This window comes from Paenibacillus sp. KACC 21273, from assembly GCF_028736095.1.
GTDB lineage: Bacteria > Bacillota > Bacilli > Paenibacillales > Paenibacillaceae > Saccharibacillus > Saccharibacillus kyungheensis.
On sequence record NZ_CP117876.1, the window covers coordinates 366,034 to 390,922 of the forward strand.

The following is a 24,889-nucleotide window of genomic DNA, read 5'->3' on the forward strand; positions in this document are numbered from 1 at the left end:
AATTGCAATTCGCTTAAATACCATATTCACAAATAAGCTTTTTCCATAAATAACTTTTCTATCTCAATATCTTTTTCACACTTTACAATAACTATTCCTTACAACAAAACAACATTAACTTTACAGCGAGCAGTTGATCTTTACTGCCCCACCAAATAGAAAATTGCCGAGCTTACTCTGAGCGAAGGGAACGATATCATGCTGAAAGAGCGAAGCGCTCGCCTTTAAGGTTGGATATCGACTGCCCAGCAGTCAAATCAAGATATCCAATCTTACCAGCGACGACAAGCAAGATATCGTTCCCAAAGCGGTGTAACCTCAAAGGAGTCATATTCCCAATGAAATTGGTGATTGTACCTTTAGACGAAAGACCTTGTAATTATCATTTTCCGTATGAACTGACACGAGGAACCTCTTATCAGGCTGTCCGTCCGCCTCATGAATGGATGGGTCGCAAAAAGATTGCCGCAGATACACAGCGCTTGTGGACATGGACCAAGCTGGAATGTCAATCGGCTGACGGAGCAGTGATTGCATTAGATACATTGTTATATGGTGGAATTGTTCCTTCCCGTCTGCACGAACTAGATATGGATGAGTTGACGCGTCGGCTTGATCAATTAAAGCAACTGAAAGAGCAGAATCCATCGCTCAAATTGTTTGCTTTTCAATTGATTATGCGATGTCCGCAATACTCTTCTTCTGATGAAGAACCGGATTATTATGCCGATTGGGGACGAGAAATTTTCCGCAAAGGATATCTAGAACATTATGGTGAAGAGCACACATTAACAACAGAAGAACAACAAGAACTGGATGATATCAATAGCCGTTTGCCACAAGAAGTACTGGATGATTATCTAGGTCGGCGTGCAGTAAATCGAGAGATCAATCGATTGGCACTGGATTATGTAGAGCAAGGTGTGATCGATTTTCTGATTTTCCCGCAAGACGATTCAGCTCCTTATGGCTATACAGCTAGAGATCAACAAGAAGTGCGGACACGTATTCGAGCATTACGTCTCGGATTACGCGTCTATATGTACCCGGGTGCAGATGAAGTGGGTTGTACACTGGTTGCTCGTATGATCAATCAGTTAAGTAACCATATTCCGCAAGTTTATGTGCGATTTAGCTCGGTGAACGGAGCTTTGATTATTCCAGCTTATGAAGATCGCCGATTATATGAAACATTGAAGTACCAGATTATTGCCGCAGGAGGCATGGTCGCTTCAGACGAACAAAGCGCAGATATCTTGTTACTGCTGAATACCGCAGGAGAGAAAATGGGTGAAGCGGTCTATCAAGGATCACCTTCGGCTAACTATGATACAGAACGAACCACTGTAGAACTGGTCGAGTATGCAGGTTACATATTGGATCGTAATCCGGATGCTGTTGTAGCGATTGGCGATATCGCTTATGCCAATGGTGGTGATCTTGAATTACTGGATTTGCTTCGTCAGCGTGGAATTCTGTATCAACTGGCAGGATATGCAGGATGGAATACCAGTTCTAATACGTTAGGTACGGTGATAGCACAATCGATGATCTACCGTATGTATGGTGCGACTCAAGAACATATGGATTTTCTAGCATTACGGTATGTGGAAGATCTGGGCTACGATTCGGTGGTACGTAAGTATTTGAGCAATGGGCCGATCCAAGAATTAGGTCTGGATAAATTTCAATTAGATGGTGAACGAGGATATGTTGCCGAAATGGTGCGTAGTCATTTGGAGCAATTTATTGGGGAACATTTGCAAGAAAATGGCGTTCGTATTGATATTCAAGATTGCTATATGCCATGGAATCGTATGTTTGAAGTAGGGTTATCGATTCGTACGCATCAATCGGTACAAGATCACAAAGGAGAACAATCATGACAGAACAAATCAGACAAACAGATGTTGTTGTAATCGGTGGCGGTCTAGGAGGCTGTATGGCAGCTCTTGCCGCAGCCAAGCAAGGATTAACAGTCACCTTAACGGAACCGACTGACTGGTTAGGTGGACAGCTTACATCACAAGCGGTTCCGCCGGACGAACATCGCTGGATCGAACGTACTGGAGCAACAGCGACATTTCGTGAATTTCGTGAACGTGTCCGCGATTATTATCGTCGTAACTACCCGTTAACTGATGAAGCGATGAACAATCCGATCTTGAATCCGGGTAACGGCTGGGTGAGTCGATTAGCTCATGAGCCTAAGATAGCACTTGCTGTACTGCACGAAATGATGTCTCCGTATCTGCATACGCAGCGTATTCAAGTGTTATATCATACTGTGCCGGTTGAAGTAGATACAGAATATGACCGTATCGTATCGGTTACTGTAAGTCATACGCAAGCTATCGGTACAGTAAGTGAGTACACGCAATTGATCGGTCAATACTATCTAGATGCTACCGAAGAAGGCGACCTATTGGCACAATCGGGAACAGAATTTGTAAGTGGAGCTGAATCCAAAGCAGATACCCATGAACCGCATGCTCTAGAACATGCAGATCCACTGGATATGCAGTCGATCACTCATGTAGCAGCAGTAGATTATGTAGAAGGTGAAGATTTTACAATCGACAAGCCCGCCGAGTATGAGTACTGGCGTGAATATATGCCTTCGTTTTCCCGCTTTCCGATTCTGAGCTGGTATGCTTCTGATGCGAATGATACGACCAAGTTAAAAGAATTTACGCTTTTTCCAAATGATCAAGGGGTCACTTCTTTGTGGGATTATCGCCGTATTATTGATCCAGCCATCTGGGAAGAGCCACTTCGTTCACAGATTCAAGAAGTCAGTCTATTGAACTGGGCGCAAAATGATTATTATGCAGGGGCGGTAACAGGTGTACCGATCTATGAACGTACCCAAAACCTCGAAAGTGCACGCCAGCTTACATTTTCATTAGTATACTGGTTGCAGACCGAAGCACCACGTCTGGATGGAGGCAAAGGCTTCCCGGGTATTCGTTTGCGTGGTGATATTCTAGAGACTGCTGATGGACTTGCCAAAGCGCCTTATATTCGTGAATCTCGCCGGATCAAAGCGTTATATACGATTACCGAGCATGATGTAAGCAAAGAGTTACGGGGAGCAGAAGGAATCAAGCGATATGAAGATAGTATCGGTGTAGGTAGTTATTCACTGGATCTACATCCAACTGTAAAATCACACCGTACATTTTATATTCCTAACTATCCATTTGAAATTCCATTAGGATCATTGATTCCGGTACGGGTTAAAAATCTGTTGCCAGCTTGTAAAAATATTGGCATGACTCAGATTGCTGGCGGTTGCTATCGTCTGCATCCAGTGGAATGGAATATTGGAGAGTCCGCAGGATATCTAGTTGCTTATGCGATTCAGCAAGGTATTACACCACGTGAAGTCTACGAATCAACAGAACATGTGAGTCGCTATCAAGAGATGTTACTTGAAGCAGGCGTAGTAATTCACTGGCCAGAAGATGTAGAACAAGAAGTGTTGAATCCTCAGTAATATAGTCTTTTTATTTTGTTAATCTTTAATATATGAAATAGCCTTTTGTCCGTATGATCGATGGACAGAAGGCTATTTTTGGATACGGCATAGAACGATAACATGTAGAACAATAGATATCGTTATGATTGTCATAATTGAATACGAAGATCATTCTGCTAATCCTGCTGTGACCAGTTCTAACAATTCAATACGTAACGTCTGCATAGCATCTTCATAAGGCATTCGTAAGTATTTACTCAAATGCTTCATATCTTCTTCATAATAATCAAGTAACTCTAACATAGCCGCTTGATCCTGATGATGCTGAACCAAGTCTAATAAATTCACGAACTGATCTTCTGAGATAGATATTGCAAGCTTTTCTGTTTCCATCGGTTCACCGCCTGTTGGCTAATTTGTAGTTGTTCTGCTAATTGAGCTTCAGTCTGTTGGTGTAGATACAATCCTCGAATAATATGTTTTCCTTGCACAGAAGGCAAGGTATCAATAAGTTCCTGAAGAAGAATATGTGAATACGACTCTTCCATATGGTAAGGTGTATACTTATTGCTTTCGGTCAGTGTATGGAGTGACTGCTGTTCAGAACGAATCCGTACTTTGTTCCGATACTGGATACGCCATGCAATCTGCTTGAGTTGTCTACGATACTGCTCGGATAACGAGAGGGTCTGTTCCATCCTAATAGCTCCTTTGTATAGATTTCCTTATTTTGTTACTTAAGGGAACTTATGTTCTTATTTTATAATAAAAAAGAACTGATGAGGTTGGAGATACGGGTAATTTATAGCGATTTATAAGCTGATTTAGAGCGAGGAAAAAGATGGACGTTCTGGAAAAACCTTAATTGATACTTGATCCCATGTGTAGAAAGAGATAGTGTAGAAGTTGAATATCTATAGATCGATATTGACATACACGATTATTTTGAAGAAGAAAGGTGTTTTTGCACGTTATGCTTAAAATTCTAATGTTTATTTTTCTGATTCAGATTGTATATGTAACGGCATATACGTTACGAACGATACTCACACTCAAAGGACAAAAATATGTAGCATCTGCGATCAGTATTGTCGAAGTCGTTATTTATGTTATGGGACTAAATCTGGTGCTCAAATATCTGGATCAACCGCTAAGTCTCACCGTATATGCGATCGGATATGGGCTCGGGATTTTACTCGGTTCATGGATCGAGGAAAAGATTGCGCTCGGGTATATTACGGTCAAAGTAATTAGCGATGTGCCGAATCAACGACTAGCAGAAGTATTGCGAGACAAAGGTTATGGCGTAACATCCTGGCTTGGACAAGGACGTGATGGTGACCGGATCGTGATGGAGATTCTAGCCAAACGCAAAAATCAGGACAGCTTGTATAAAACTATCCTGTCTGTCGATCCCAAAGCGTTTGTAATTATGGTTGAGCCGCGCGAATTCCATGGTGGCTTCTGGACTAAAGCGATTAAGCGTTAAATAATACAGTCCTAGAATCAGTAGTCTATTTGAAAAAGTACTCCTCAATATAGAGCTTCTTCAAAGCTAGCCATGTTTACCAATGGTTCAATGGTTTAAATAATGATTGAAGCAAAATAAGAGGAGGGCTTTTGATATGCAAACGAACGTTCCAACAAAAAAGCTGAATGACGGACTGGATATTCCAGCAATCGGGCTGGGTACTTATTCGCTGAATGGTTACAAAGGTGCTGAATCGATCAAACAAGGGATTGAAGCAGGTTATCGTCTGATTGACTCTGCTTTTAATTATGAAAATGAAGGTGCAGTTGGTAAAGCAGTACGCGAAAGCTCGGTACCACGCGATCAACTACGTGTCTGCTCCAAATTACCCGGACGACATCATGCGTATGATAAAGCGTTAGTAACGATCGAAGAATCGCTCCTTCGCACAGGATTGGATTATTTTGATCTCTATATTATTCACTGGCCTAATCCAAAAGTAGATAAATATGTAGAAGCATGGCAAGCGATGATTGAAGCGCAAAAACGCGGTTATGTACGTTCGATCGGGGTTAGTAATTTCTTGCCAGAACATCTGGAACGGATTATTGCTGAAACGGGAGTAGCGCCTGTTCTGAATCAAGTAGAATTGCATCCGTATTTTGAACAAACAGAACAGCGTGCAGCAAATGATAAGCATCAGATTATTACTGAATCATGGAGTCCACTCGGTCGTGGGCGCGGAGAGGGTGTACTTGAAGATGCAGGTGTGCAAGAAATTGCAGACGCTCATGGCAAAACACCGACACAGGTTATTTTACGCTGGCATACTCAGTTAGGTGCTGTACCGATTCCGAAAGCAGGATCACTAGAGCATCAACAAGAGAACTTGAACATTTTCGATTTTGAGTTAACTGAAGAGCAAATGAGTACGATTTCTGCATTCAGTAAAGACAACAAACGCTTATGGGATCAAGATCCCGCCGAGTACGAAGAATTTTAAACCAAGCATATCTTGAAGCACTGATTATGATTATACAACCAACGTAGACTATACAAAAAAGGCATCCGTAATGGATGTCTTTTTTTGGTTCAAGCAGTCTATACATATTCGATCTATCGCTTACAAAAACAACTTCATTTGTTGCTCCAACCAGACTACATAACTTTGTTCACGCGCTATCGCTTTGGTTAGCACAAGATAATGTCCCAGATGAGGATGATCGAAGTACATAGCATCAGCTGTATTTTCTGTACCGAATACAGGGATCAGGTCATCATATTGCTGTTGTAAATATACCAATTTGTCTTGTCGCTGTTGAAGCTGATCTTGAAAAAGAGTCTTTGCTTCTTCTTTGGATAATGTATGGATAAAATACATTTTGAGCATAAACGCATCTTTCTCTGTTTCGGGTAAAGGTTCTGGAGATATCGCCCACGCTAATAATTCTTTTCGTCCAGCTTCAGTGATAGTGTACATTTTCTTTTCTAACTTTTCTCCTTGAATCTGTGTGCGAAAATGAAGAAGTCCTTCATCTACCAGCTTACGCAACTCTGGATAGATCTGACTGTGCTTGGCGCTCCAAAACTGTCCGATTTCTTTCTTAAATTGACTGGTTATATCGTAACCACTGTACTCTTGACGGTACAGTAGACCGAGAATCGCAAATTTTAATACTCTCATTCTATAATCCCCTTTGTATATCAATTCGTATATTTGACCATAGCATACCATAGTGTTAAAATAAACATGTTGATATTTACATGTTTTATTGGAGTAGTAATACATCAGAAACAAATCATTATCGCATTTACATTTCAGAAAGCAGGTGCTGTACAATGGAAAACTTTGTAGGAAGTCACATGATTTATACGTATGAGAATGGCTGGGAATATGAGATTTATATCAAAAATGATCATACGATTGATTACCGTATTCATAGTGGTATGGTAGCTGGACGTTGGGTGCGCGATCAAGAAGTAGATTTGGTGAAATTAACAGAAGGTGTATACAAAGTAGCATGGACAGAACCAACAGGTACAGATGTAGCGCTTAACTTTATGCCGCTTGAAAAACGCATGCATGGTATTATTTTCTTCCCGAAATGGGTACATGAACATCCTGAAATTACGGTGTGTTACCAGAATGACCATATCGCTTTGATGGAAGAATCTCGCGAAAAATACGAAACATATCCTAAATATGTCGTACCTGAATTTGCAGATATCACGTTTATCGAAAATGCTGGTGTAGACAATGAACAAGTCGTTGCCAAAGCTCCATATCCAGGCATGACAGATGATATTCGCGCAGGTAAATTCAAATAAGATTTAATAATATACAGGATGACCATCATAAGGTCTATGGATCATCGATACAGCAAAAAGGAACGTCATCATGACGTTCCTTTTATTTTTGTTCTATTAGGTTTCTGCAAATCATTAAGTGGCTGAATGCAGCGGAATCACCGATTCACGCTCAACCACACGCCCAGGCACAAGTGCACGACCAAAAGTATAATAAGGATTGCTTACTTTTTTCAAAATAGATTGCACAGCAAGCTTGGCCATTCGTTCTACATCGACTTCAACCGTAGTAAGCGGTGGTCTGGTAAGTGTGGCATAAATATCATTATCAAATCCGGTAACAGAATAATCGTGAGGAACGGTATAGCCTAGATCTTGCAATTTGTTAATCAGATTATGAGCTACTTGATCACAATTACATACAAATGCGCTGGGCATAGGATCAGGTAATTGAATATCAATATAAGTTCCATCTTCATCCCGATCATCCAATATCCATTGAGATTGTAAAGGAATATGATGCTCCAACAATGATTTGTAATATCCTAGAAAACGATCTTGAATACTGCTGGTTGAATAAAGTGTACCTACATAAGCAATATCCCGATGACCTCCGCGGATCAACAGATTTGTCAACTCATACGCTCCATAGAAATTATCGGTAACAACAGCATCCATATCGACATGCTCATCATAGAAGTCGAGAAAAATTTTGGGTAACTGCATTTCCTGCATTGCTTCGATATAAGGCTTGCCGATCTGCCCCAAAATAATCAAACCATCTATTTTTTGCTCATAATACAATCGAGGTAAAGTAAGTGTTGATTCTTCTTCTTCCCCTAATGTAGTCATAATACCGTAATAACCACCTTGCTCTAGAATTTTGGCAATATATTTATACATGCGAAAATAAAAAGAATGATTGGTGCCAGTAAATCGCTCCGGTATCATCACTCCAATATTGTAGGATAGACCGTCTTTCATTGATTTGGCGGCTGTATTATAACGATAGCCCATTTCTTCGGCGACTTGTTTGATCTTTGCTTTTAGACTATCACTTACACCATCTTTATCTCCAAGCGCTTTGGAGACGGTTACACTACTAATATTCAACCGATCTGCGATATCTTTCATCGTTACTTTATGATTCACAAGCCCACCCCTTTGTACTGGATCTATTGCATCTATATATGGACGTTTATCGGTCACTTATTACTATGAATACGAATATCATATTATTCAGCACTATATCCAAAGCTGTAACAGACTAATACTAATTTTTTTGCAAAAGGCTGTCAATTGATGATTAATCATATACAAAGACATACAAACATCTCTGTAATCAGAGTAATCATTCACAGCAACATTTTTGACATTAGCTGTTTCAGCAACATATAGGTGTCACCTTGATCTTCAACTCCAAACCCTTTACCGTATAATGAATAGCAACATATCAAGCATTTTGACCAACGGCAGGTGAAATATAGATGGAACAATCAGATCTACAACAAGTAGTAAAACAAGCGATTACAGCGAATGTGTTATTAGATGATCATTATGTAAGTGAACAAGAAGTGATCTATACCAGTCTACATGGAACTAATATCGAACGATTTCGCTTAAAAGCAAATCAGCAATCGTATATTTTAAAAAGATTACCTGTTCATCAAGAGCAGTACCGAGAACTATGGGTATACAAGCATATTATGCCACTATTGCCTGATCAATATCCGCAATTAATCGCGTATGCTACGCATGACTGGAACGATGATCTATCAGGTGATGCTGATGCAGATCAAGATGATAAAAGGTATACATCTTCATGGATCGTTATGGAAGATGTGGGAGAGATTCAGCATGTCCATGATGAACAGACTTTGATCAATGTTATCGATCAGATGGCAAACTATCATCAAATCTCTACTTCGTCGATTTATAATATGCCGACAGAAGGGCAAAAGCCATCGATCACAGTGTTACAACAACAATTATTATCACAATGGGATGATATTCATCAATTGATGCAAGATCGTATACAACAAGGTAAGACGCATACCGACTGGTTACCTTTGATGCCACAGCTCAAGCAAGCGATTCAGCAAAGTGAATGGAACCAACCTACTGTGTTATGTCATGGGGATCTGCATGCAGGCAATTATGGTGTTACGCCTACAGGACGCTTGATGATATTAGACTGGGAGCATTGTCATCTTAATATACCTTTATGGGATTTATATCATATGATCGATCTGTCTCATCCCCTATTTCCGCGGGCGATGAACACAGATTTACGAATACGATTATTATCACGATATTGGGAGCAACAGGTGAATCCGTTACAATCAAAGTCCTATATGATAAAGCAATATAGCGTATTTGCTATAATCTTTTCTAGTTGGATGTTGTTATTAATAGAGCGAGATTTGCAAATGGAACAACCGATCTGGACGCATGCTCAGTTATATGTGCAACAAGCCGAAGTATGGGAGCATCTAGAGCAGTGTATCCAGTTATGGCAATCTTATAAATGATATAGACTTATAGATAGTGAATACAAAAAAACCTCGTTGGCTGAGTAGCCTTCGAGGTTTTTTGGATAGTTTAAATATTGTATACTGTGAATCTTGTATATGATCATTTCCAAAATGAGCTTAGAATTTCAATTGGTATCCTTCTTTATCGCGGAATTTACCTAAAATAATAATGATAATATCAACAATAACCCAGACACCGCCTAGACCGGCTGTAAATAACATCAACAATCCTGTGCCTACTTTACCTACATAAAAACGGTGTATCCCTAAATATCCGAAGAAAATACACAACAATAAGCTGACTAGATTACTTTTACGACTATACATAATGTTCCCTCCAAAGTGTGTTACTTATGATATTACATACGCATCTTCAGCGGTGAAGGTTCCTCTTTTTTTCATTTAACGGTATATTTAGAATATACACGCTACAAGACAATAGACGCAAATGATGCAAAATAATAGAGATATTATCTGGAGGAACGTTATGCAAAAAGTTGGACTTCTTATGCGCAAAATTCAATTTACTGAAAATCAAGGTCCACGTGTATTTGCAGAGCGATTACAAGCGTTGGGACGAGAATTAGGTGTAGATATCGTATTTATTTCACCAGAACGTCATGTGAGTGGATATGATTGGCTTCCTGGATATGAGCATGAAAAAAGCGATCTTGTTAACTATGATATCGTTTTAGATCAGATTCATAAGGAACAGATTGAACATGTTATTTATACGGTTTCTGGATTTACGTATTTGAAAATGTTTTTGCCTAAAAGTGTGCTGTTTCCGCATAGTTTCCCTGATCCGGCACTGACAGGATATGAGATGATGAAGCCATTTTACAATATGGTCGACAAAGCGGTGGTACAGACTCCTTTTCTCAAACGGCAATTAGCATCGCAATTTAATATTACCGATGTAGATGTGATTCCTATCGGGTTTAGCGAGACGTTAGCGAATAAGCATTTTGATCCTTCTCAAGTGGTGGAAAACCGTATCTTATGGATTGGACGGGATGAAGAAAATCGTCGTCCTGATCTGGTGCTCAAGTATGCTCGTCAGAATCCAGACAAAGAAGTATTTATGGTGTTTGGTGGTGAACGTTACCGTGAAAGTATGCAGAAATATGATATTCCTTCCAATATTCATTTACGATTTGCCTTATCGCAAGATGAGATTTTCCAGTTAATGAATTCCAGTAAAGTGTATTGGAGCTGCTCCAAATTTGATACCTTTGCGATGCCACTGACCGAAGCGCTGGCGATGGGCAAAATTGTAGTCAAGCCAGAGCATCCTTGTTATGACCATATCAGCTCAACCCATGCTTTTGCTGGTAATGAACGTAACTGGTTTGAACTGGTGAATATGGCGGCGGCTTCTCCACGCTCCTTTTCACAGGATAATCGAGATTATGCGTTCGATACGTTTTCCAGTTCGATTATGAGAGAAGGGTATCGTCAGTTCTTTTCTGAATGGCTAAAATAACAGCATAGATCAGCCTTGATGTTGATTGACATCGCTTCATATCCTTGATACAGTTTTGTTGAACAGAATAGACTTCTCATGGGATGTTACCATTCGGGCATAACCTGAACCAACCTGATTGCACAACTAGTGTGAACAGGTGAGTTCAGGTTTTTTTATTTTCGGGTTCGAGGGAGACATCTGCTTTTAATCTCACATACAGGAGGAGAATTACAATGACAACAACATTTCCACAAGGCTTTTTATGGGGTGGAGCGATCGCTGCGAATCAAGCAGAAGGTGCTTATCTAGAAGATGGAAAAGGGTTAAGTATTGTTGATCTATTACCTACAGGAGAAAAGCGAAGATCCATTATGAAAGGCAATGTGCCTTCGTTAACCCCGCTTGAAGGAGAATTTTACCCTTCTCATGAAGCAATCGATTTTTATCATCGTTATCCTGAAGATATTGCTTTGCTTGCTGAAATGGGCTTTAAAGTATTGCGTGTCTCTATTGCATGGGCGCGTATTTTTCCTACAGGCGAAGAAGAAGCACCGAATGAAGCAGGGTTATTATTTTATGATCGATTATTCGATGAATTGTTACGGTATGGTATTCAACCGGTGGTAACACTGGCTCACTTTGATGTGCCTGTGCATCTGATTGAGAAATACGGAAGCTGGCGTCACCGCCAATTGATCACGTTATTTGAAAAATATGCGAAGACTGTGTTTACACGTTATCAGCACAAAGTGAAATACTGGATGACGTTCAATGAGATCAATATGTTATTACATCTTCCGTTTCTAGGAGCAGGTCTTGTTTTTGAAGAAGGAGACGATGTCGAGCAGATTAAGTATCAAGCAGCTCATCATCAGCTTGTTGCGAGTGCATTAGCAGTCAAAGCATGTCATGAGATTATTCCAGATGCTCAAATCGGTTGTATGCTTGCCGCAGGTAGCTTTTATCCATTTACTTGTAATCCAGAAGATGTGTATCAAGGGATGGAAAAAGATCGTGAGTCGTATTTCTTTATCGATGTCCAATCACGTGGAGAATATCCGGGGTATGCAAAGCGCTTTTTCCGGGATCGTGGATTAGATATCCAGATGGAAGCAGAAGATGCAGAAATTTTGAAGCAACATACTGTCGATTATATTGGATTTAGCTATTATTCTAGCCGTACAACAAGTACAGATCCTGAAGTGAATCAAAAAATGACCAGCGGTAATGTGTTCGGTTCTGTAGCCAACCCTTATCTTGCCAAATCCGAATGGGGCTGGACGATTGATCCGTTAGGTATGCGTATTACAGCTAATCAATTGCATGATCGTTATCAAAAGCCTTTATTTGTCGTCGAAAATGGTCTGGGTGCGCATGATGAGATGAATGCCGATCAGAGTATCGATGACGATTACCGAATCGATTATTTGCAAAAGCATATTACAGCGATGAGTGAAGCGATCGAAGACGGCGTTCCTATTATTGGGTATACGTGCTGGGCGCCAATTGATATTGTGAGTGCTTCTTCTGGTGAAATGCGTAAACGGTACGGTTATATTTATGTTGATCGTGATAATGAAGGGAACGGTACCCTTCAGCGGATAAAGAAAAAAAGTTTTGCATGGTATCAAAAAGTGATTCAGTCTAACGGAGCAGATGTAGAAAATAATCTTTGATTATCGCTGATATACAGTAAAATGATGCCGGATGGAAATGCAGTGGAAAGCTGATTTCCATCTGGTTATCTATAGATGCTAAAGCGTTGACAAGGATGTATCACCTGAATACACTAGACGTAACTTTATAGATCAGACAAAGATGTATTGTAAAGAAATCAAGGGGGCAAGCTATGCGAATTGCCAAAGTCATTAATAATAATGTAGTGAGTATTTATCAAGCCGATGGTTCAGAGCTAGTGGTTATGGGGCGAGGAATTGCTTTTAAAAAGAAACCGGATGATAAGATTGATGAAAGTAAAATCCAAAAAGTATTTGCACTAAAAAACAAACAGACATCGGATAATTTCAAAATGTTGTTGCGAGAAGTACCGATTGAATTGATCGAAATTGTAGAAAATATGATCGTGTATACCAAAGAAACGTTAGGTAAAAAGTTGAATGAAAATCTGTATGTCTCCCTGACCGATCATATTAATTTTGCAATCGAACGTTATCAACAAGGATTGGAAATTAAAAATGTGCTTCTATGGGAAATCAAGCAAATTTACAGAGAAGAATTTGGTATCGGACTCAAAATGTTAGAACAGATTAAGCATAAGCTTGGAATCGAATTACCTGAAGATGAAGCAGCATTTATCGCTATTAATATTATTAACGCAGAAATGAATGAAGAAGTCTCGACCACAATGACGATCACCAAGTTTATTCAACAGACGCTCAATATTGTGAAATATCATTTCAAAAAAGAGTTTGATGAAGATTCATTAAGTTATTTTCGCTTTGTGACGCATTTGAAGTTTTTTGCACAACGGGTATTGAAAGGCACTCATTATAACGATAATTATGATCATTTATATACGATGATAAAAGAAAAGCATCACGAAGCAGCTGCCTGTGCCGAAAAAATCCAAAAATTTGTAGCCAAAGAATACAATTATCAATCCACCAACGAAGAGTTATTATACTTAACGGTTCATCTAGAACGTGTGATTAATCGGTGACCCTTGTCTATTCATTTATACATGTAAGCGTTGACAAATATAAAAAATCAGTATATTCTAAGCACATTGAAACAACAAGAACAGGTAACTACACAATCAAATAGTACAGCCGGGGTTGTTACTGGTGATGCAGGCAAAACCTAAGTTCTGAAAAGTAGTGCGATCGATTGATCCGCTATTTTTCAGGGCTTAGGTTTTTTGTGTGCTCAAAAACAGAAATCAGCAGATAATATCAATCAAAATGAGGGGTGAACAGCATGGATTTTGAGAAATTAGCTAAAGAAATCGTTGCAGGAGTAGGTGGAGAAAAGAATGTCAATTCACTGGTTCACTGTGCTACACGATTACGATTTTCGCTAAAAGACAATGCAAAAGCAGATACAGCAGTATTAGAAAAAAATCCAGGCGTGATTGCTGTCAAAGAAAGCGGCGGACAGTATCAAGTTGTAATCGGCAATACAGTTCCAGAAGTGTATGAAGCGATAGGGAAAGTGTTCACTATTATTGACTCTTCAGATCGAGAGCGTGAAGCCGGGGAATCGAAAAGCAAAAAAGGATTTGGAGCAGTTATTGATGTGATCTCTAGTATATTTGCTCCGTTACTCGGTGTTATGGCAGGAGCAGGTATTCTAAAAGGATTGCTATTGATCTGTAGTAATTTTGGATGGTTAGAAGCGAAAAGCAGTACATATATTATTTTATTTGGTGCCGCAGATAGTTTGTTTTATTTTCTTCCTTTACTGCTTGCGGTCACGACAGCACGCAAATTTGGCGGTAATATATTTGTAGCTTTAACGATTGCAGGGGCATTATTAATCCCTTCGATTACCGCGCTAAATGGAGCCGAAAGTGCAGTTACCTTTTTTGGTATTCCAGTTGTAATGATGAGTTATTCTTCAACAGTGATTCCGATTATTATTGCGATTATAGTGATGAGCAAGCTAGAGAAGTTCTGTAACCGTCGTATACATGAAAGTGTTAAAAACTTTATCACCCCGCTGATTTTACTTGTGATTATGGTGCCTTTAACGTTAATGGTATTCGGTCCATTTGGTGTGTATGTTGGTAATGGTATCGCAGATATTTTAATCGCTGCTTTCTTATTCAGCCCATTGATTGCAGGTGCGCTTTTGGGAGCAGGCTGGCAGTTATTCGTTATTTTCGGCGTTCATTGGGGACTTGTGCCTGTCTTTATTAATAATATTGCTGTCTATGGTCGTGATGGTATTAAGCCAGCAGCAACAGCATCTGTATTTGCACAGACAGGTGCTTCATTAGGAGTTATGCTCAAAACAAAAAATAAAAAACTTAAAACACTTGCAGGTTCGGCTACATTATCAGCATTATTTGGTATTACAGAACCAGCGGTATACGGTGTGACATTGCCACTTAAACGTCCATTTATTGCTGGTATTATTGGTGGAGCAGTCGGCGGTGCTATTATCGGGCAAGCGGGTACACAAGCATTTGCGTCCGGTGCGCCAGGGTTACTCACATTACCTATTTTTTATGGCCCGGGTGGACAAGGATTTTCGGGGCTGATTATGGGAATTACGGCTTCTTTTCTTATTTCGATGGTGCTGACGTATATTCTTGGATTTGAAGATCCTGTAGAAGAAGAGAAGCAAGAGGTTGTAGCGACAACAGTAGCGTCTCCTACTCCGATACATCATCCAGTACGTGCAAGTGATACAGTACGTAGTCCGTTAAGTGGTACTGTTGTTGCTTTGAGTGATGTACCTGACCCTGCTTTTGCAGCAGAAGCGATGGGAAAAGGGATAGCTGTTGAACCTGCGGAAGGGCGCATTGTTGCACCATTTGCAGGAACAGTGACAGTAGCTTTTAAAAAGAAACATGCGTTAGCTGTCGTATCTGATCAAGGACTGGAAGTATTGGTACATGTCGGTATGGATACAGTGAAGTTAGACGGAGAACATTTTACTTCTTATATTCAAGAAGGGGATCGGGTGAGTGCAGGTCAGCTTTTGCTTGAATTTAATATTGCACGTATTCGTGAAGCCGGTTATTCAACGATTACACCTGTGATTGTGACCAATACATTTGATTATAGTGATATTATTCCTCTTCAACAGACAGTAGTGACTCACGGAGAACCGTTATTAGAAGCTGTCGGAATAGAGAGTAATACTGAATCTACAACCCACACGGTGATATCTAATCCCAAGTACTCTACCTGAACAGTATTGATAAAATAGTAGTCAAATGCGTATAGGATTGCTATGATTTTAAAAGGATTATTCTAAGAAATAGTAAGGATGTGGAACAAGAATGACAGCATTACGCAAAGCTATTATTGATACAGACACCGCTGGCGATGACACGATCGCTATTTTGACAGCACTTCACCATTTTGATGTGCAAGGCATTATGATGACAGGTGGCAATGTACAATTTGATCAGGAAGTAGAGAATGCGCTATATACGATTCAAGTCGCAGGCAAAGGTGGAGCAGACGGACAGATTCCGGTCTACAAAGGATGCGAACGTCCACTGATGACCACATGGAACCAAGAACAGCATCGTACAGTAGAAGATGTGCATGGTAGCGATGGGATGGGTGGTTCTAACTTTCCCAAAGCGATCCAGCGTCCAGCAGATGGACATGCTGTCGATTTTCTGATCGAAAGTGTACATAAATATCCGGGTGAAATTCATCTGCTTGCGATTGCACCATTGACCAATATTGCGATGGCGATCCAAAAAGATCCAACCATTGTGCCCAAAATTCCTCATCTATATGTAATGGGTGGAACCAACAATGCACTGGGCAATATTACACCAGCCGCTGAATACAACTTTTATGTAGATCCCGAAGCCGCTCATATTGTACTTCGTTCAGGGATTCCAACTACGATGGTAGGTTGGGAAATGTGTACCCGTTATTCGCTGATGGATGATGAAGATCATGCAGAGATTGCACAGCTAGGCACAGCAGGCGCAGACTTTTTCAAAGCGGTCAATCAAGTGGTTATGACATTCAACAAAGAAGTCCATCGACTTAATGGTACAACTCATCCAGATACATTGCTCATGGCTGTAGCGGCAAATGAAGCAGTAATGACGGAAAGCCATACGTACTTTGTCGATGTAGAAACGAAAGGCGAATGGACACGTGGCTATAGTGTAGTCGATATCAATGGACGACTTGGACAGACACCCAACGTAAGAGTTTGTGAGCAAGTCGATCGCCCTGTGTTCAAGCAGATGTTGTTAGATGTGCTAGGTGCGATCAAGTAAAAAGGATGTAGATAAAAAATACAACTAACCAGATGTAATTGCTTCTGGTTAGTTGTATTTTCGGTTATTACTAGTATTAAATACTTGAAGTTCATTTGCTTTTTCTTGATAAAATGCTTTGTACTCGTCGCAAGAATTGATAAGTTCTCGATGACTACCTTGAGCTTGAATCTCTCCATTGTCTATTAAAATAATAGTATCTGCACTAAGGATAGTACTTAAGCGATGAGCGATGATGACTCTAGTACACAAAAGATCATCTAAATTTTGACTGATTTTTTGTTCAGTGATGGTATCTAATGCGCTTGTTGCTTCATCCAATATTAATACAGAAGATTCAATGACTAATGCTCTAGCAAGAACAAGTCGTTGCTTTTGTCCACCTGATAGATTAGAACCCATTTCTGAAATGATAGTTTCATAACCCATTGGCATTCGAAGAATATCTTCATGGATCTCGGCGATTTGGCAAGCACGTATAATTTGTTCTAGTGATATTTCATTATTATAAATTTGTAAATTTTCTTTAATAGTGCGATTGAAAAGAAAATCCTCTTGCATTACAATCCCCAATTTTTTTCTCAGAAGGGATGTATTCAAATCTTTAATAGAGTAACCATCAAAAAGAATATCACCTTGAGTAGGTTCGTACAGTCCTGCTATTAACGAAGCTAATGTACTTTTTCCTGATCCTGTTTTCCCAATGATCGCTACCTTTTGTCCAGCTTGTATATAAAGATTTATATTTTTTAAAATGGGTTGTTTTGAATGATAGTGAAAATGAATATTTTTTAATTGTATATTTCCTTTAAGGTTAGGCATATTTTGAATATGTTCATTGGCTTCGGTGTCAGTGTCTAGGATATCTCTTATTCTTTCCAACAATGTTTGAATTTTGATGACTTCACTAAATGATAACGCTAAAGAATTAAAAGGAGCTAAAAAAATGACTACTAAAGATTGAAATGCAAATAATGTTCCCAATGTTATTTTATTTTGGATAAGTAGTATTGAACCGAACCAAGCCACTAATAATGGAGCTACAAAAGCGAATGAAGAATGGATAGAGTTAATGTTATTTTGATAATTCAATTTCTTTTTAGTAGTAGCAATCTGCAAATCAAATATAGAACGCCATCCTTGGTACGTTTCCTTTTCAATCCCTAATGATTTCACTACTGAAACGCCTTGTATTGCTTCTGTCAAATAACCACTTGTATGTGTTTGAGCAGATATTTCTGCCTGAGTTAATGATCTCATTTTTGAACGAGTCATCATAATAATTATTACTTGGATAGCGGCTACAGTAAGAACAACAGTTGTTAATGAAATAGATTGAGTGAACATATATATAGTTAAAATAAGTATTAAAAAGAAATTGATGATTGTTGAGATAAGCTGATTCGATATAATTTGTCTAATAGCAATATTACTATTAGTTCTCAAAATAAGATCACCACTAGATCGGAGCTCAAAAAATTTGTAAGGCAATTTAAATAAGTGAGAGATAAATCGATCCATTAATGAAGTATCCAATCTATTTTGTAAATGAATTAATAACCGCCCATGTAATAAAGTGAAGCCTAAATAAATAAAGACAATAACCAGACTAGATGCACCAAGAACATGAATAAGATTTACACTATATCCATTAGTAGTCGTATCTATAAAATATTTTAATAAAATAGGAACAGACAAAGTAAGACATTGAAGTATCAAAGACCAAAATAAAATAGTATAAATAAGCTTTTTTTCTTTAAAAAAGGATAAAAAATATGAATACTTTTGTTTGATATTGTGTTCTTTGATTTGAAATGACTCATTAGGTACCAAACTTAAAGCTATGCCAGAATAAGATGTATTAAATTGATCTATACTTATTTTGGATCTTCCTACTTCAGGGTCAATAATAACAGCTGAAGTATCATTGATCGCTTCTAATACTACATAATGTTTTTGATTCCAAAAGATGATCGCTGGAAGTTGTAATAAATGCAATAATTCTGTCGGAATACGCTGTCCTTTTGCCTGCAAATTATAAGCTGTCGCTATATTTTTTAATGTTAATAAACTAGTTCCATTTCTGCCTTCATCTGCTTTTTTGCGAAGTTCAGGTAAACCGACTTCATGACGATAATATCCTAAAATCATTGCTAAACAGCACAATCCGCATTCAGATTGTTGCATCTGTTCTACAAAAGGAATTTTACGAGCATGTACATATTCTTTATTTAAATAGTCCATGGAATATCTCCTTTTTGATTAATCAAGGGGATTCTAATATTAAAACAGAAGGTACCTCTCTATTCCATAAACGCAACATAGTGTATCCAATGCCTGCTAATCCAGTAAACATATTAGGTGTGGATTGCTCACTACCTGGTATACCACATTTCCAATTTTGATCTGAAAACTGTACATGTTGTAATAAAATATTGGCACGATTGTATACAATCTCTAATAATTCTTGGTCATTTTGTTTAATTGCAACAGATAATAAGAAATCTAAATTTCCTAAATCCCCATGACATAAAGAATGACTAATTTTATCAAAACCAGCTTTTTTAGTTTTTTGAATAGCCCGTTTAAGGTCTTGTTCAAGTACAGTATCTGTATAATAATCAAGGGAATACAATCGACTTAATCCTACTCCCACAGCTCCATTACACCAATAGACTGGGTATAAAGGTTGGTTGGTGTTTTCTATATTTCTTAAATCAGTCCAATTTTCTTGATCATTAGAAAAAAGAGAATTATCATACAAAATAGCTTGTTGAGCTGTCTCCAAATACGTTGGATTTTGGGAAAAATGATATAGTTTAAATAGAGAGTAAGCTATGCCTGAATTACCGTGTGCGAGCCCTCCTAAAGGTTGTCCAAGCGGACGATTACTTTGCAACCACCCTATACCTTTATCGAGTTCGATAGCATGTTCAACTAAGTGATCTCCGTACTGTTTGGCTAATTGCAAAGCTTCTGGATATTTAGAAATATAGTAAAAATCCAGAATTACACTAATAATGCCTGCACTTCCTCCCAAAAAGTCATACATAAAATCGTGCTTAACCCGTTTAAATAGTCGATCAATGATCTTACATCCTTGATCTAATAATTCTGTCTCATGCCAAAGTGAATATAAATGGTTGATAGCGTAAATAATAGAAGCATATCCTAAAAAAGCAGAAGAACTTGCTTTTTGTTGTTGTTCATCCGAATATTCATCTAATACACTACGAAGGCAAGCACGAGCTACATGTGTAAAATGTTCGTTTTTTGATTCATTTCCTAATACTGCATAAAATATACACATACCAATAAGACCATCATACAAACCTAACTCCATCGGTTTATATTCAATTTGTTCGTACTGATTTACACCTAAAGAAACCCATGTAATATCCTTATTATCTTTTCCCCATACTGCTTCTTCTAAAAGAGATTCACCAATTCGAATAGCTTCTGCTAAATAATCGTCTTTAGTGTATAAGGTTGGTATCGCATGCTGAATCGTAGAAGGGGTTAATTCATGTTCATTATCTTCTGTTAACTTATGAATTTTTTTAACTGTACTTAATGCGTAATCTATATGATTCAATTGGACACGACAATCTTCTGCACTCCACTTATTCAATGTATTAAGCACTAAAGAGTAACTGCTATGATCATAAAATTGGTTAATTTCTTTATTTTTAGAATCATACATAACTGAAGAATCAGGGATAGACCAGAAATAAGGTACATCTTCATGTATAAGGTCTTTAATCTCAGAATCTATTACTTTAGCTAAAATAGGAAAACGATCAGCAGCTTTCCACATGATATTAAATAATTTTTCTCGATCTTTAGCATTTTTTAGATATTTAGGATGTCTTCCAGCATCTAACATACTACTGTAAGTTTGTGTATCTCTAACAATATTACGAATAGTAGTAGATTTAAATCCATGCAATGGTCCATCTTCAGACAGTAATTGATCGATATGTTGCAGCACTATATGATAAGCATTAAAAAATCCTTTTTTAATATCATCAATAAATGTAGTAGCATCATCAAACAATATGCCTTCAAATAAAGGATGATTATTTTTCTTTTCTACAGAGATCAGGCATTTTTGAATACGCATTGTATCTGTGAATGCATCAGCAAACTGATAAGCATACATAGATTGATTTTGTTGAGAGCCTAATCCACTAATATCTAATTTCATATCGTTCACATTGCGAATAGAAATAGGCAATAAACTTGTGCGCATAACTGATTCATTGAGTGATTTTAATGCGCGAGTTGTAGCATTATCCAAATGACTGAAAATAGTATTGTTATGAAATAATGCCTCCAAATCAATTAGAATAGGGTGTTCTCCTTGAGCAATAATATTTTCGTAGTGCATATCGGTAGCATTTAGCATATATAAAATCGCTAAATATTGTCCCTGTCTTTCATAAAAATGATTAACTTCGTTAATATGTATGCACTCTTTTTGAGAAATAAATTCTACCCAGCCATAAGAGTTGTTGTTAATAATATTAATTTTTTGTAAAGGGCGATAGATTGATTTTGAGTTAAACCATTCTAATAGCTTCTGAAATTGCACATCAATAGACAAAGAGTGAGGTTTATAAATTAATTTTTCTTTGTTTGCAAAAGTATACAAAATAACACTTTGTCCTCCATTATGTAGATCTCCCATCAAAGTTAAGTTGGAGATGTAATTCATTTTTATACCCATCGTTTGCTGGATATTTGAAGCATCACTTAATAATCGATGGGTAGAAACAGAAATAAGATTGATGATTTTAGTCAAACGTTCGCAGATCAATCTAGCTAATAAAGGATAATTCGATAAAAAGCTTAAAATAAGCTCTTTAGATCGAAAGTTTTGATTTATAAAATCTATGTATCTTTCAGAAGATGTATGGCCTGAAAGTTGTTCAAGAAGTCTACTCTTATTAAGTTCAAATATAAGAGTTTTGCCAGCTAACTGAATAATAGCTTGCATGTGATTAAGCAATATTGAACTTAGAATAGCATGCTTACTGTTTGCATCTAATTCAAGAGAGTAAATTTTCTCGTTAGCAACTGCAAAGCTATGTTTTAAAAATGGCATCATAAAAGGTACAAAAGGTATAGAGGAGATATCTAAACTGTTAAATAGCAGATCAAATGATTCTGTATCATAGTCATCAGAGAATATAGTATCTAACTGTTGAAACCAGGCTGTTTGATGTAACTCTGATTGTTGGGTGATTGTCTCAATTTCATTAGCATACAAAGCACTATTCCAATCAGAACTATCCAATAAAATTCTGATATTGTTATGATTGATCTGCTGTGGAGTCTGCATGTTAAGATCCCTCCTAATGTAATATAAATCCCTATAAAGAGATAAAGAATAAGAGCAAGAGCTCTTATTCTTTATTGTTAAAGCTCTATTAACCTCTTCCTAGACAACAGATGAAAGCTACAGTTCCTAAGTAACATTCAGAAGTAGCTGTTTTTACTACTCCATCACCACCACCAGCGATATTTTCCAACTCTTCGTCAGAAAGTTCGTTAACCGCTTTCAAAGCTTCGATTTCAACTTTACTCATATCATCAACTCCTTTCTTATATGTATACCTATATTTTACATTTTATTGTATTATTTTCATTTAATATGTAATGAAAGGATAATATTAAGTCTTGTAGACATGATTTTTGTGATTAAAAGGATATAATCACGATTTAAATATCATAAATATAGTATATAGTTCATTGTTTTCTTTTATTTGTAAAATATGAAAGAATAGATTTAGAATAATGGTTAGAAAGGAATGAGGAAATGGATAGATTATTACTTGTAGATGATGAAGAAGGTTTATTAGAAATGTTAAGTACTGCTTTGAGAATGGAAGGCTTTACTATGATTGATACAGCTAATACTGGCAAACAAGCATTAGAGAAAGTAGCTCATCATGAATATTCATTAATAATTTTGGATGTCATGTTGCCTGATACAGATGGGTACATATTGTGCGGGAAATTAAGAGAAATCACACGTTGCCCTATCCTTTTTTTAACAGCTCGATCAACTGATTTAGATATGTTGACTGGATTAAATGTAGGTGGCGATGATTATATTACAAAGCCGTTTAAACCTTTAGAAGTGGTTGCTAGAATCAAAGCAAAATTAAGAAGAGAAGAAATGTATAGACAATCTTCTACTGAGATCGTCTCAACCTATCGTTACGGTTATCTTGTGCTAGAAACAGAAAAAGCCCAGTTGTTTGTAAGAGGTGAAGAAATTCAATGTACTGCAAAAGAATTTCAATTATTGACGTTTTTTTGTGAGCATCCTAATTATATTTTTAGCTTAGAACGATTATATGAGCGTATATGGGGATTAGATAGCGTAGGTCATGCGAATACAGTAATGGTATATATCAATCGGTTACGTAAAAAAATTGAACTAGATCCCAATGTTCCTCAAGTTTTGATCAATATTAGAGGATTGGGTTATAAATTTATACCTCCAAAGGATGAATAATTATGAAATTGAGGTTAAAATTAATTATTTTATTTTTTGCTAATTTATTTATAGTACTCAATATTATTTATTTAGCTTTTGCGATTATTAATTCTATTAGCTTTGATATTATTTCCAAATTTAATCCTGATCATGATTTTTTAAATACACTTAACATTTTAGTTTTGAAATATCATGCGCTGATTATCTTTATTCTTGTTATTTTAGTGTATGCCTGGCTATTGATTAATCCATTGTTGCATATATTAGAATGGATTCAATTATTAGCAACCGAGCAATATAGAGAACCTGTTCGTAAAGACGGGACAGCACGAAGTGTATCTAAACGAACAGGCAAGTTCAAATATAGTTTTATTTTTTATAAAAGTATTATAGATTACCTTCATCAATTAACGACTATTCTTAAAAAGAGTAAACAAGAACGTAATGAATTAGAAAAAATGAAAAGAGAATGGGTAGCTGATATTGCACATGATTTAAAAACGCCACTTTCTTATATCAAAGGGTATTCTTCTCTATTGTTATCAGATAAAAATTGGTCGTCTGAAGAGCAAGTAACATTTTTGAAAAAGATTGAAGAAAAATCAGAATACATGGAAACATTATTAAAAAACTTAAATGATACTTTTAAATTCGATCAACAGAGTATAGAAATAAGTATGCAACAGCAAGATATTGTTGGATTTATGCGTGAAATTTTGATTGATTTTTCTAATGATCCTATCACCGAAGGATATGAAATTCGATTTTTAAATGATCCTGAGCATTCTATTATTTGTTATTTCCATCAGCAGTTTTTACAACGAGTGATCGTCAATCTAATTTCTAATGCTATTTTGCATAATCCGCTTGGCACCGTGATTGAAATCGTTATTCAGCAAGTAGATACGATGATCGAAATTATAGTAAAAGATAATGGAAAAGGTATGAATGCAGAAACAGTGGCTAATATATTTAACCGCTATTACAAAAGTGAAGATGCAGATGAGAAAAGAAGTTCTGGTCTAGGAATGACAATTGCGAAGCAACTTGTAGAAGCACATCATGGAGATATTTGTATTCAAAGCGCTTTAGGAAAGGGAACGATGATAACTATTCAGTTGCCTTTAAAATGTTAAGGTTATATTAAGATTATGAGTATTCTCTATTTAGAATCATTGCATA

21 protein-coding genes are annotated in these 24,889 nt (G+C 37.3%); 13 read left to right on the top strand and 8 right to left on the bottom strand.

Annotation, left to right across the window (positions count from 1 at the left end; genetic code table 11):
- Positions 1-338 precede the first annotated feature (338 nt).
- Together PQ460_RS01645 and PQ460_RS01650 are read left to right on the top strand one after the other, a co-directional pair.
- Positions 339-1,886, top strand: a complete 1,548-nt coding sequence (locus PQ460_RS01645; RefSeq protein WP_274171553.1) for a DUF4127 family protein — start codon at positions 339-341, stop codon at positions 1,884-1,886.
- Entirely contained in the window at positions 1,883-3,499 is a 1,617-nt protein-coding gene (locus PQ460_RS01650) for an FAD-dependent oxidoreductase (protein ID WP_274171554.1), read from the top strand. The genes PQ460_RS01645 and PQ460_RS01650 overlap by 4 nt, the downstream gene beginning before the upstream one ends.
- A gap of 150 nt (positions 3,500-3,649) precedes the next feature.
- Here PQ460_RS01650 and PQ460_RS01655 read toward each other — a convergent pair whose 3' ends face one another.
- Entirely contained in the window at positions 3,650-3,829 is a 180-nt protein-coding gene (locus PQ460_RS01655; RefSeq protein ID WP_274171555.1) for a hypothetical protein, read from the bottom strand.
- Positions 3,826-4,179, bottom strand: a complete 354-nt coding sequence (locus PQ460_RS01660; protein WP_274171556.1) for a sigma-70 RNA polymerase sigma factor region 4 domain-containing protein — start codon at positions 4,177-4,179, stop codon at positions 3,826-3,828. Before PQ460_RS01660 ends, PQ460_RS01655 begins: the two co-directional genes overlap by 4 nt.
- 275 nt (positions 4,180-4,454) lie before the next feature.
- Here PQ460_RS01660 and PQ460_RS01665 point away from each other — a divergent pair, with 275 nt between their 5' ends.
- The gene (locus PQ460_RS01665) at positions 4,455-4,970 is read left to right on the top strand and encodes a DUF2179 domain-containing protein (protein ID WP_204826049.1); all 516 of its coding nucleotides are present in this window, start codon (positions 4,455-4,457) and stop codon (positions 4,968-4,970) included.
- Positions 4,971-5,106: 136 nt separating this feature from the next.
- Entirely contained in the window at positions 5,107-5,955 is an 849-nt protein-coding gene (locus tag PQ460_RS01670; protein WP_274171557.1) for an aldo/keto reductase, read from the top strand.
- A gap of 120 nt (positions 5,956-6,075) precedes the next feature.
- On the opposite strand, the gene PQ460_RS01675 is transcribed toward PQ460_RS01670, so the two are convergent.
- The gene (locus PQ460_RS01675) at positions 6,076-6,636 is read right to left on the bottom strand and encodes a PadR family transcriptional regulator (RefSeq protein ID WP_273613998.1); all 561 of its coding nucleotides are present in this window, start codon (positions 6,634-6,636) and stop codon (positions 6,076-6,078) included.
- A gap of 155 nt (positions 6,637-6,791) precedes the next feature.
- Here PQ460_RS01675 and PQ460_RS01680 point away from each other — a divergent pair, with 155 nt between their 5' ends.
- The gene (locus tag PQ460_RS01680; protein ID WP_204826052.1) at positions 6,792-7,280 is read left to right on the top strand and encodes a phenolic acid decarboxylase; all 489 of its coding nucleotides are present in this window, start codon (positions 6,792-6,794) and stop codon (positions 7,278-7,280) included.
- A gap of 114 nt (positions 7,281-7,394) precedes the next feature.
- Here PQ460_RS01680 and PQ460_RS01685 read toward each other — a convergent pair whose 3' ends face one another.
- Positions 7,395-8,411 (bottom strand): substrate-binding domain-containing protein, encoded by a 1,017-nt coding sequence (locus PQ460_RS01685; RefSeq protein WP_274171558.1) that lies wholly within the window; start codon positions 8,409-8,411, stop codon positions 7,395-7,397.
- 335 nt (positions 8,412-8,746) lie between these two features.
- Between PQ460_RS01685 and PQ460_RS01690 the strand changes: the two genes are divergently transcribed.
- Positions 8,747-9,790: an aminoglycoside phosphotransferase family protein gene (locus PQ460_RS01690; protein WP_274171559.1), complete on the top strand. Its 1,044-nt coding sequence runs from the start codon at positions 8,747-8,749 to the stop codon at positions 9,788-9,790.
- 120 nt (positions 9,791-9,910) lie between these two features.
- Here PQ460_RS01690 and PQ460_RS01695 read toward each other — a convergent pair whose 3' ends face one another.
- Positions 9,911-10,120: a TM2 domain-containing protein gene (locus tag PQ460_RS01695; RefSeq protein ID WP_273613995.1), complete on the bottom strand. Its 210-nt coding sequence runs from the start codon at positions 10,118-10,120 to the stop codon at positions 9,911-9,913.
- Positions 10,121-10,280: 160 nt separating this feature from the next.
- Here PQ460_RS01695 and PQ460_RS01700 point away from each other — a divergent pair, with 160 nt between their 5' ends.
- The 5 genes from PQ460_RS01700 to PQ460_RS01720 all read left to right on the top strand — a co-directional run bounded on the left by PQ460_RS01700 (position 10,281) and on the right by PQ460_RS01720 (position 17,199).
- Positions 10,281-11,279: a glycosyltransferase gene (locus PQ460_RS01700; protein WP_273613994.1), complete on the top strand. Its 999-nt coding sequence runs from the start codon at positions 10,281-10,283 to the stop codon at positions 11,277-11,279.
- Between the two features lie 215 nt (positions 11,280-11,494).
- Positions 11,495-12,937 carry a 6-phospho-beta-glucosidase gene (gene ascB, locus PQ460_RS01705; RefSeq protein WP_274171560.1) on the top strand — a complete coding sequence of 481 codons (1,443 nt, stop codon included), beginning with the start codon at positions 11,495-11,497 and terminating at the stop codon, positions 12,935-12,937.
- A 173-nt stretch (positions 12,938-13,110) separates the two neighbouring features.
- Positions 13,111-13,941 (top strand): BglG family transcription antiterminator LicT, encoded by an 831-nt coding sequence (gene licT, locus PQ460_RS01710; protein WP_274171561.1) that lies wholly within the window; start codon positions 13,111-13,113, stop codon positions 13,939-13,941.
- Positions 13,942-14,198: 257 nt separating this feature from the next.
- Positions 14,199-16,139 (top strand): beta-glucoside-specific PTS transporter subunit IIABC, encoded by a 1,941-nt coding sequence (locus tag PQ460_RS01715; RefSeq protein WP_274171562.1) that lies wholly within the window; start codon positions 14,199-14,201, stop codon positions 16,137-16,139.
- Between the two features lie 91 nt (positions 16,140-16,230).
- Positions 16,231-17,199, top strand: a complete 969-nt coding sequence (locus PQ460_RS01720) for a nucleoside hydrolase (RefSeq protein WP_273613990.1) — start codon at positions 16,231-16,233, stop codon at positions 17,197-17,199.
- 48 nt (positions 17,200-17,247) lie between these two features.
- Here the strand turns inward: PQ460_RS01720 and PQ460_RS01725 are convergent, their stop codons facing one another.
- The 3 genes from PQ460_RS01725 to PQ460_RS01735 form a co-directional block, all read right to left on the bottom strand.
- On the bottom strand, positions 17,248-19,443 hold the full coding sequence (locus PQ460_RS01725) for a peptidase domain-containing ABC transporter (protein WP_274171563.1): 2,196 nt from the start codon (positions 19,441-19,443) through the stop codon (positions 17,248-17,250).
- 22 nt (positions 19,444-19,465) lie between these two features.
- Positions 19,466-22,543 carry a type 2 lanthipeptide synthetase LanM family protein gene (locus PQ460_RS01730; protein ID WP_274171564.1) on the bottom strand — a complete coding sequence of 1,026 codons (3,078 nt, stop codon included), beginning with the start codon at positions 22,541-22,543 and terminating at the stop codon, positions 19,466-19,468.
- 88 nt (positions 22,544-22,631) lie between these two features.
- A complete protein-coding gene (locus PQ460_RS01735; protein ID WP_274171565.1) occupies positions 22,632-22,790 on the bottom strand; it encodes a type A2 lanthipeptide in 159 nt (52 codons plus the stop codon).
- 230 nt (positions 22,791-23,020) lie between these two features.
- Between PQ460_RS01735 and PQ460_RS01740 the strand changes: the two genes are divergently transcribed.
- Together PQ460_RS01740 and PQ460_RS01745 are read left to right on the top strand one after the other, a co-directional pair.
- On the top strand, positions 23,021-23,725 hold the full coding sequence (locus PQ460_RS01740; RefSeq protein WP_274171566.1) for a response regulator transcription factor: 705 nt from the start codon (positions 23,021-23,023) through the stop codon (positions 23,723-23,725).
- A 2-nt stretch (positions 23,726-23,727) separates the two neighbouring features.
- Entirely contained in the window at positions 23,728-24,843 is a 1,116-nt protein-coding gene (locus PQ460_RS01745; RefSeq protein ID WP_274171567.1) for a sensor histidine kinase, read from the top strand.
- Positions 24,844-24,889 lie beyond the last annotated feature (46 nt).

Bases quoted from the DNA above. Each gene is read 5' to 3' on its own strand.
- PQ460_RS01645 (WP_274171553.1), top strand. From the start codon at position 339: ATGAAATTGGTGATTGTACCTTTAGACGAAAGACCTTGTAATTATCAT.
- PQ460_RS01650 (WP_274171554.1), top strand. From the start codon at position 1,883: ATGACAGAACAAATCAGACAAACAGATGTTGTTGTAATCGGTGGCGGT.
- PQ460_RS01660 (WP_274171556.1), bottom strand. From the start codon at position 4,179: ATGGAACAGACCCTCTCGTTATCCGAGCAGTATCGTAGACAACTCAAG.
- PQ460_RS01665 (WP_204826049.1), top strand. From the start codon at position 4,455: ATGCTTAAAATTCTAATGTTTATTTTTCTGATTCAGATTGTATATGTA.
- PQ460_RS01670 (WP_274171557.1), top strand. From the start codon at position 5,107: ATGCAAACGAACGTTCCAACAAAAAAGCTGAATGACGGACTGGATATT.
- PQ460_RS01675 (WP_273613998.1), bottom strand. From the start codon at position 6,636: ATGAGAGTATTAAAATTTGCGATTCTCGGTCTACTGTACCGTCAAGAG.
- PQ460_RS01680 (WP_204826052.1), top strand. From the start codon at position 6,792: ATGGAAAACTTTGTAGGAAGTCACATGATTTATACGTATGAGAATGGC.
- PQ460_RS01690 (WP_274171559.1), top strand. From the start codon at position 8,747: ATGGAACAATCAGATCTACAACAAGTAGTAAAACAAGCGATTACAGCG.
- PQ460_RS01695 (WP_273613995.1), bottom strand. From the start codon at position 10,120: ATGTATAGTCGTAAAAGTAATCTAGTCAGCTTATTGTTGTGTATTTTC.
- PQ460_RS01700 (WP_273613994.1), top strand. From the start codon at position 10,281: ATGCAAAAAGTTGGACTTCTTATGCGCAAAATTCAATTTACTGAAAAT.
- ascB (WP_274171560.1), top strand. From the start codon at position 11,495: ATGACAACAACATTTCCACAAGGCTTTTTATGGGGTGGAGCGATCGCT.
- licT (WP_274171561.1), top strand. From the start codon at position 13,111: ATGCGAATTGCCAAAGTCATTAATAATAATGTAGTGAGTATTTATCAA.
- PQ460_RS01715 (WP_274171562.1), top strand. From the start codon at position 14,199: ATGGATTTTGAGAAATTAGCTAAAGAAATCGTTGCAGGAGTAGGTGGA.
- PQ460_RS01720 (WP_273613990.1), top strand. From the start codon at position 16,231: ATGACAGCATTACGCAAAGCTATTATTGATACAGACACCGCTGGCGAT.
- PQ460_RS01725 (WP_274171563.1), bottom strand. From the start codon at position 19,443: ATGGACTATTTAAATAAAGAATATGTACATGCTCGTAAAATTCCTTTT.
- PQ460_RS01730 (WP_274171564.1), bottom strand. From the start codon at position 22,543: ATGCAGACTCCACAGCAGATCAATCATAACAATATCAGAATTTTATTG.
- PQ460_RS01735 (WP_274171565.1), bottom strand. From the start codon at position 22,790: ATGAGTAAAGTTGAAATCGAAGCTTTGAAAGCGGTTAACGAACTTTCT.
- PQ460_RS01740 (WP_274171566.1), top strand. From the start codon at position 23,021: ATGGATAGATTATTACTTGTAGATGATGAAGAAGGTTTATTAGAAATG.
- PQ460_RS01745 (WP_274171567.1), top strand. From the start codon at position 23,728: ATGAAATTGAGGTTAAAATTAATTATTTTATTTTTTGCTAATTTATTT.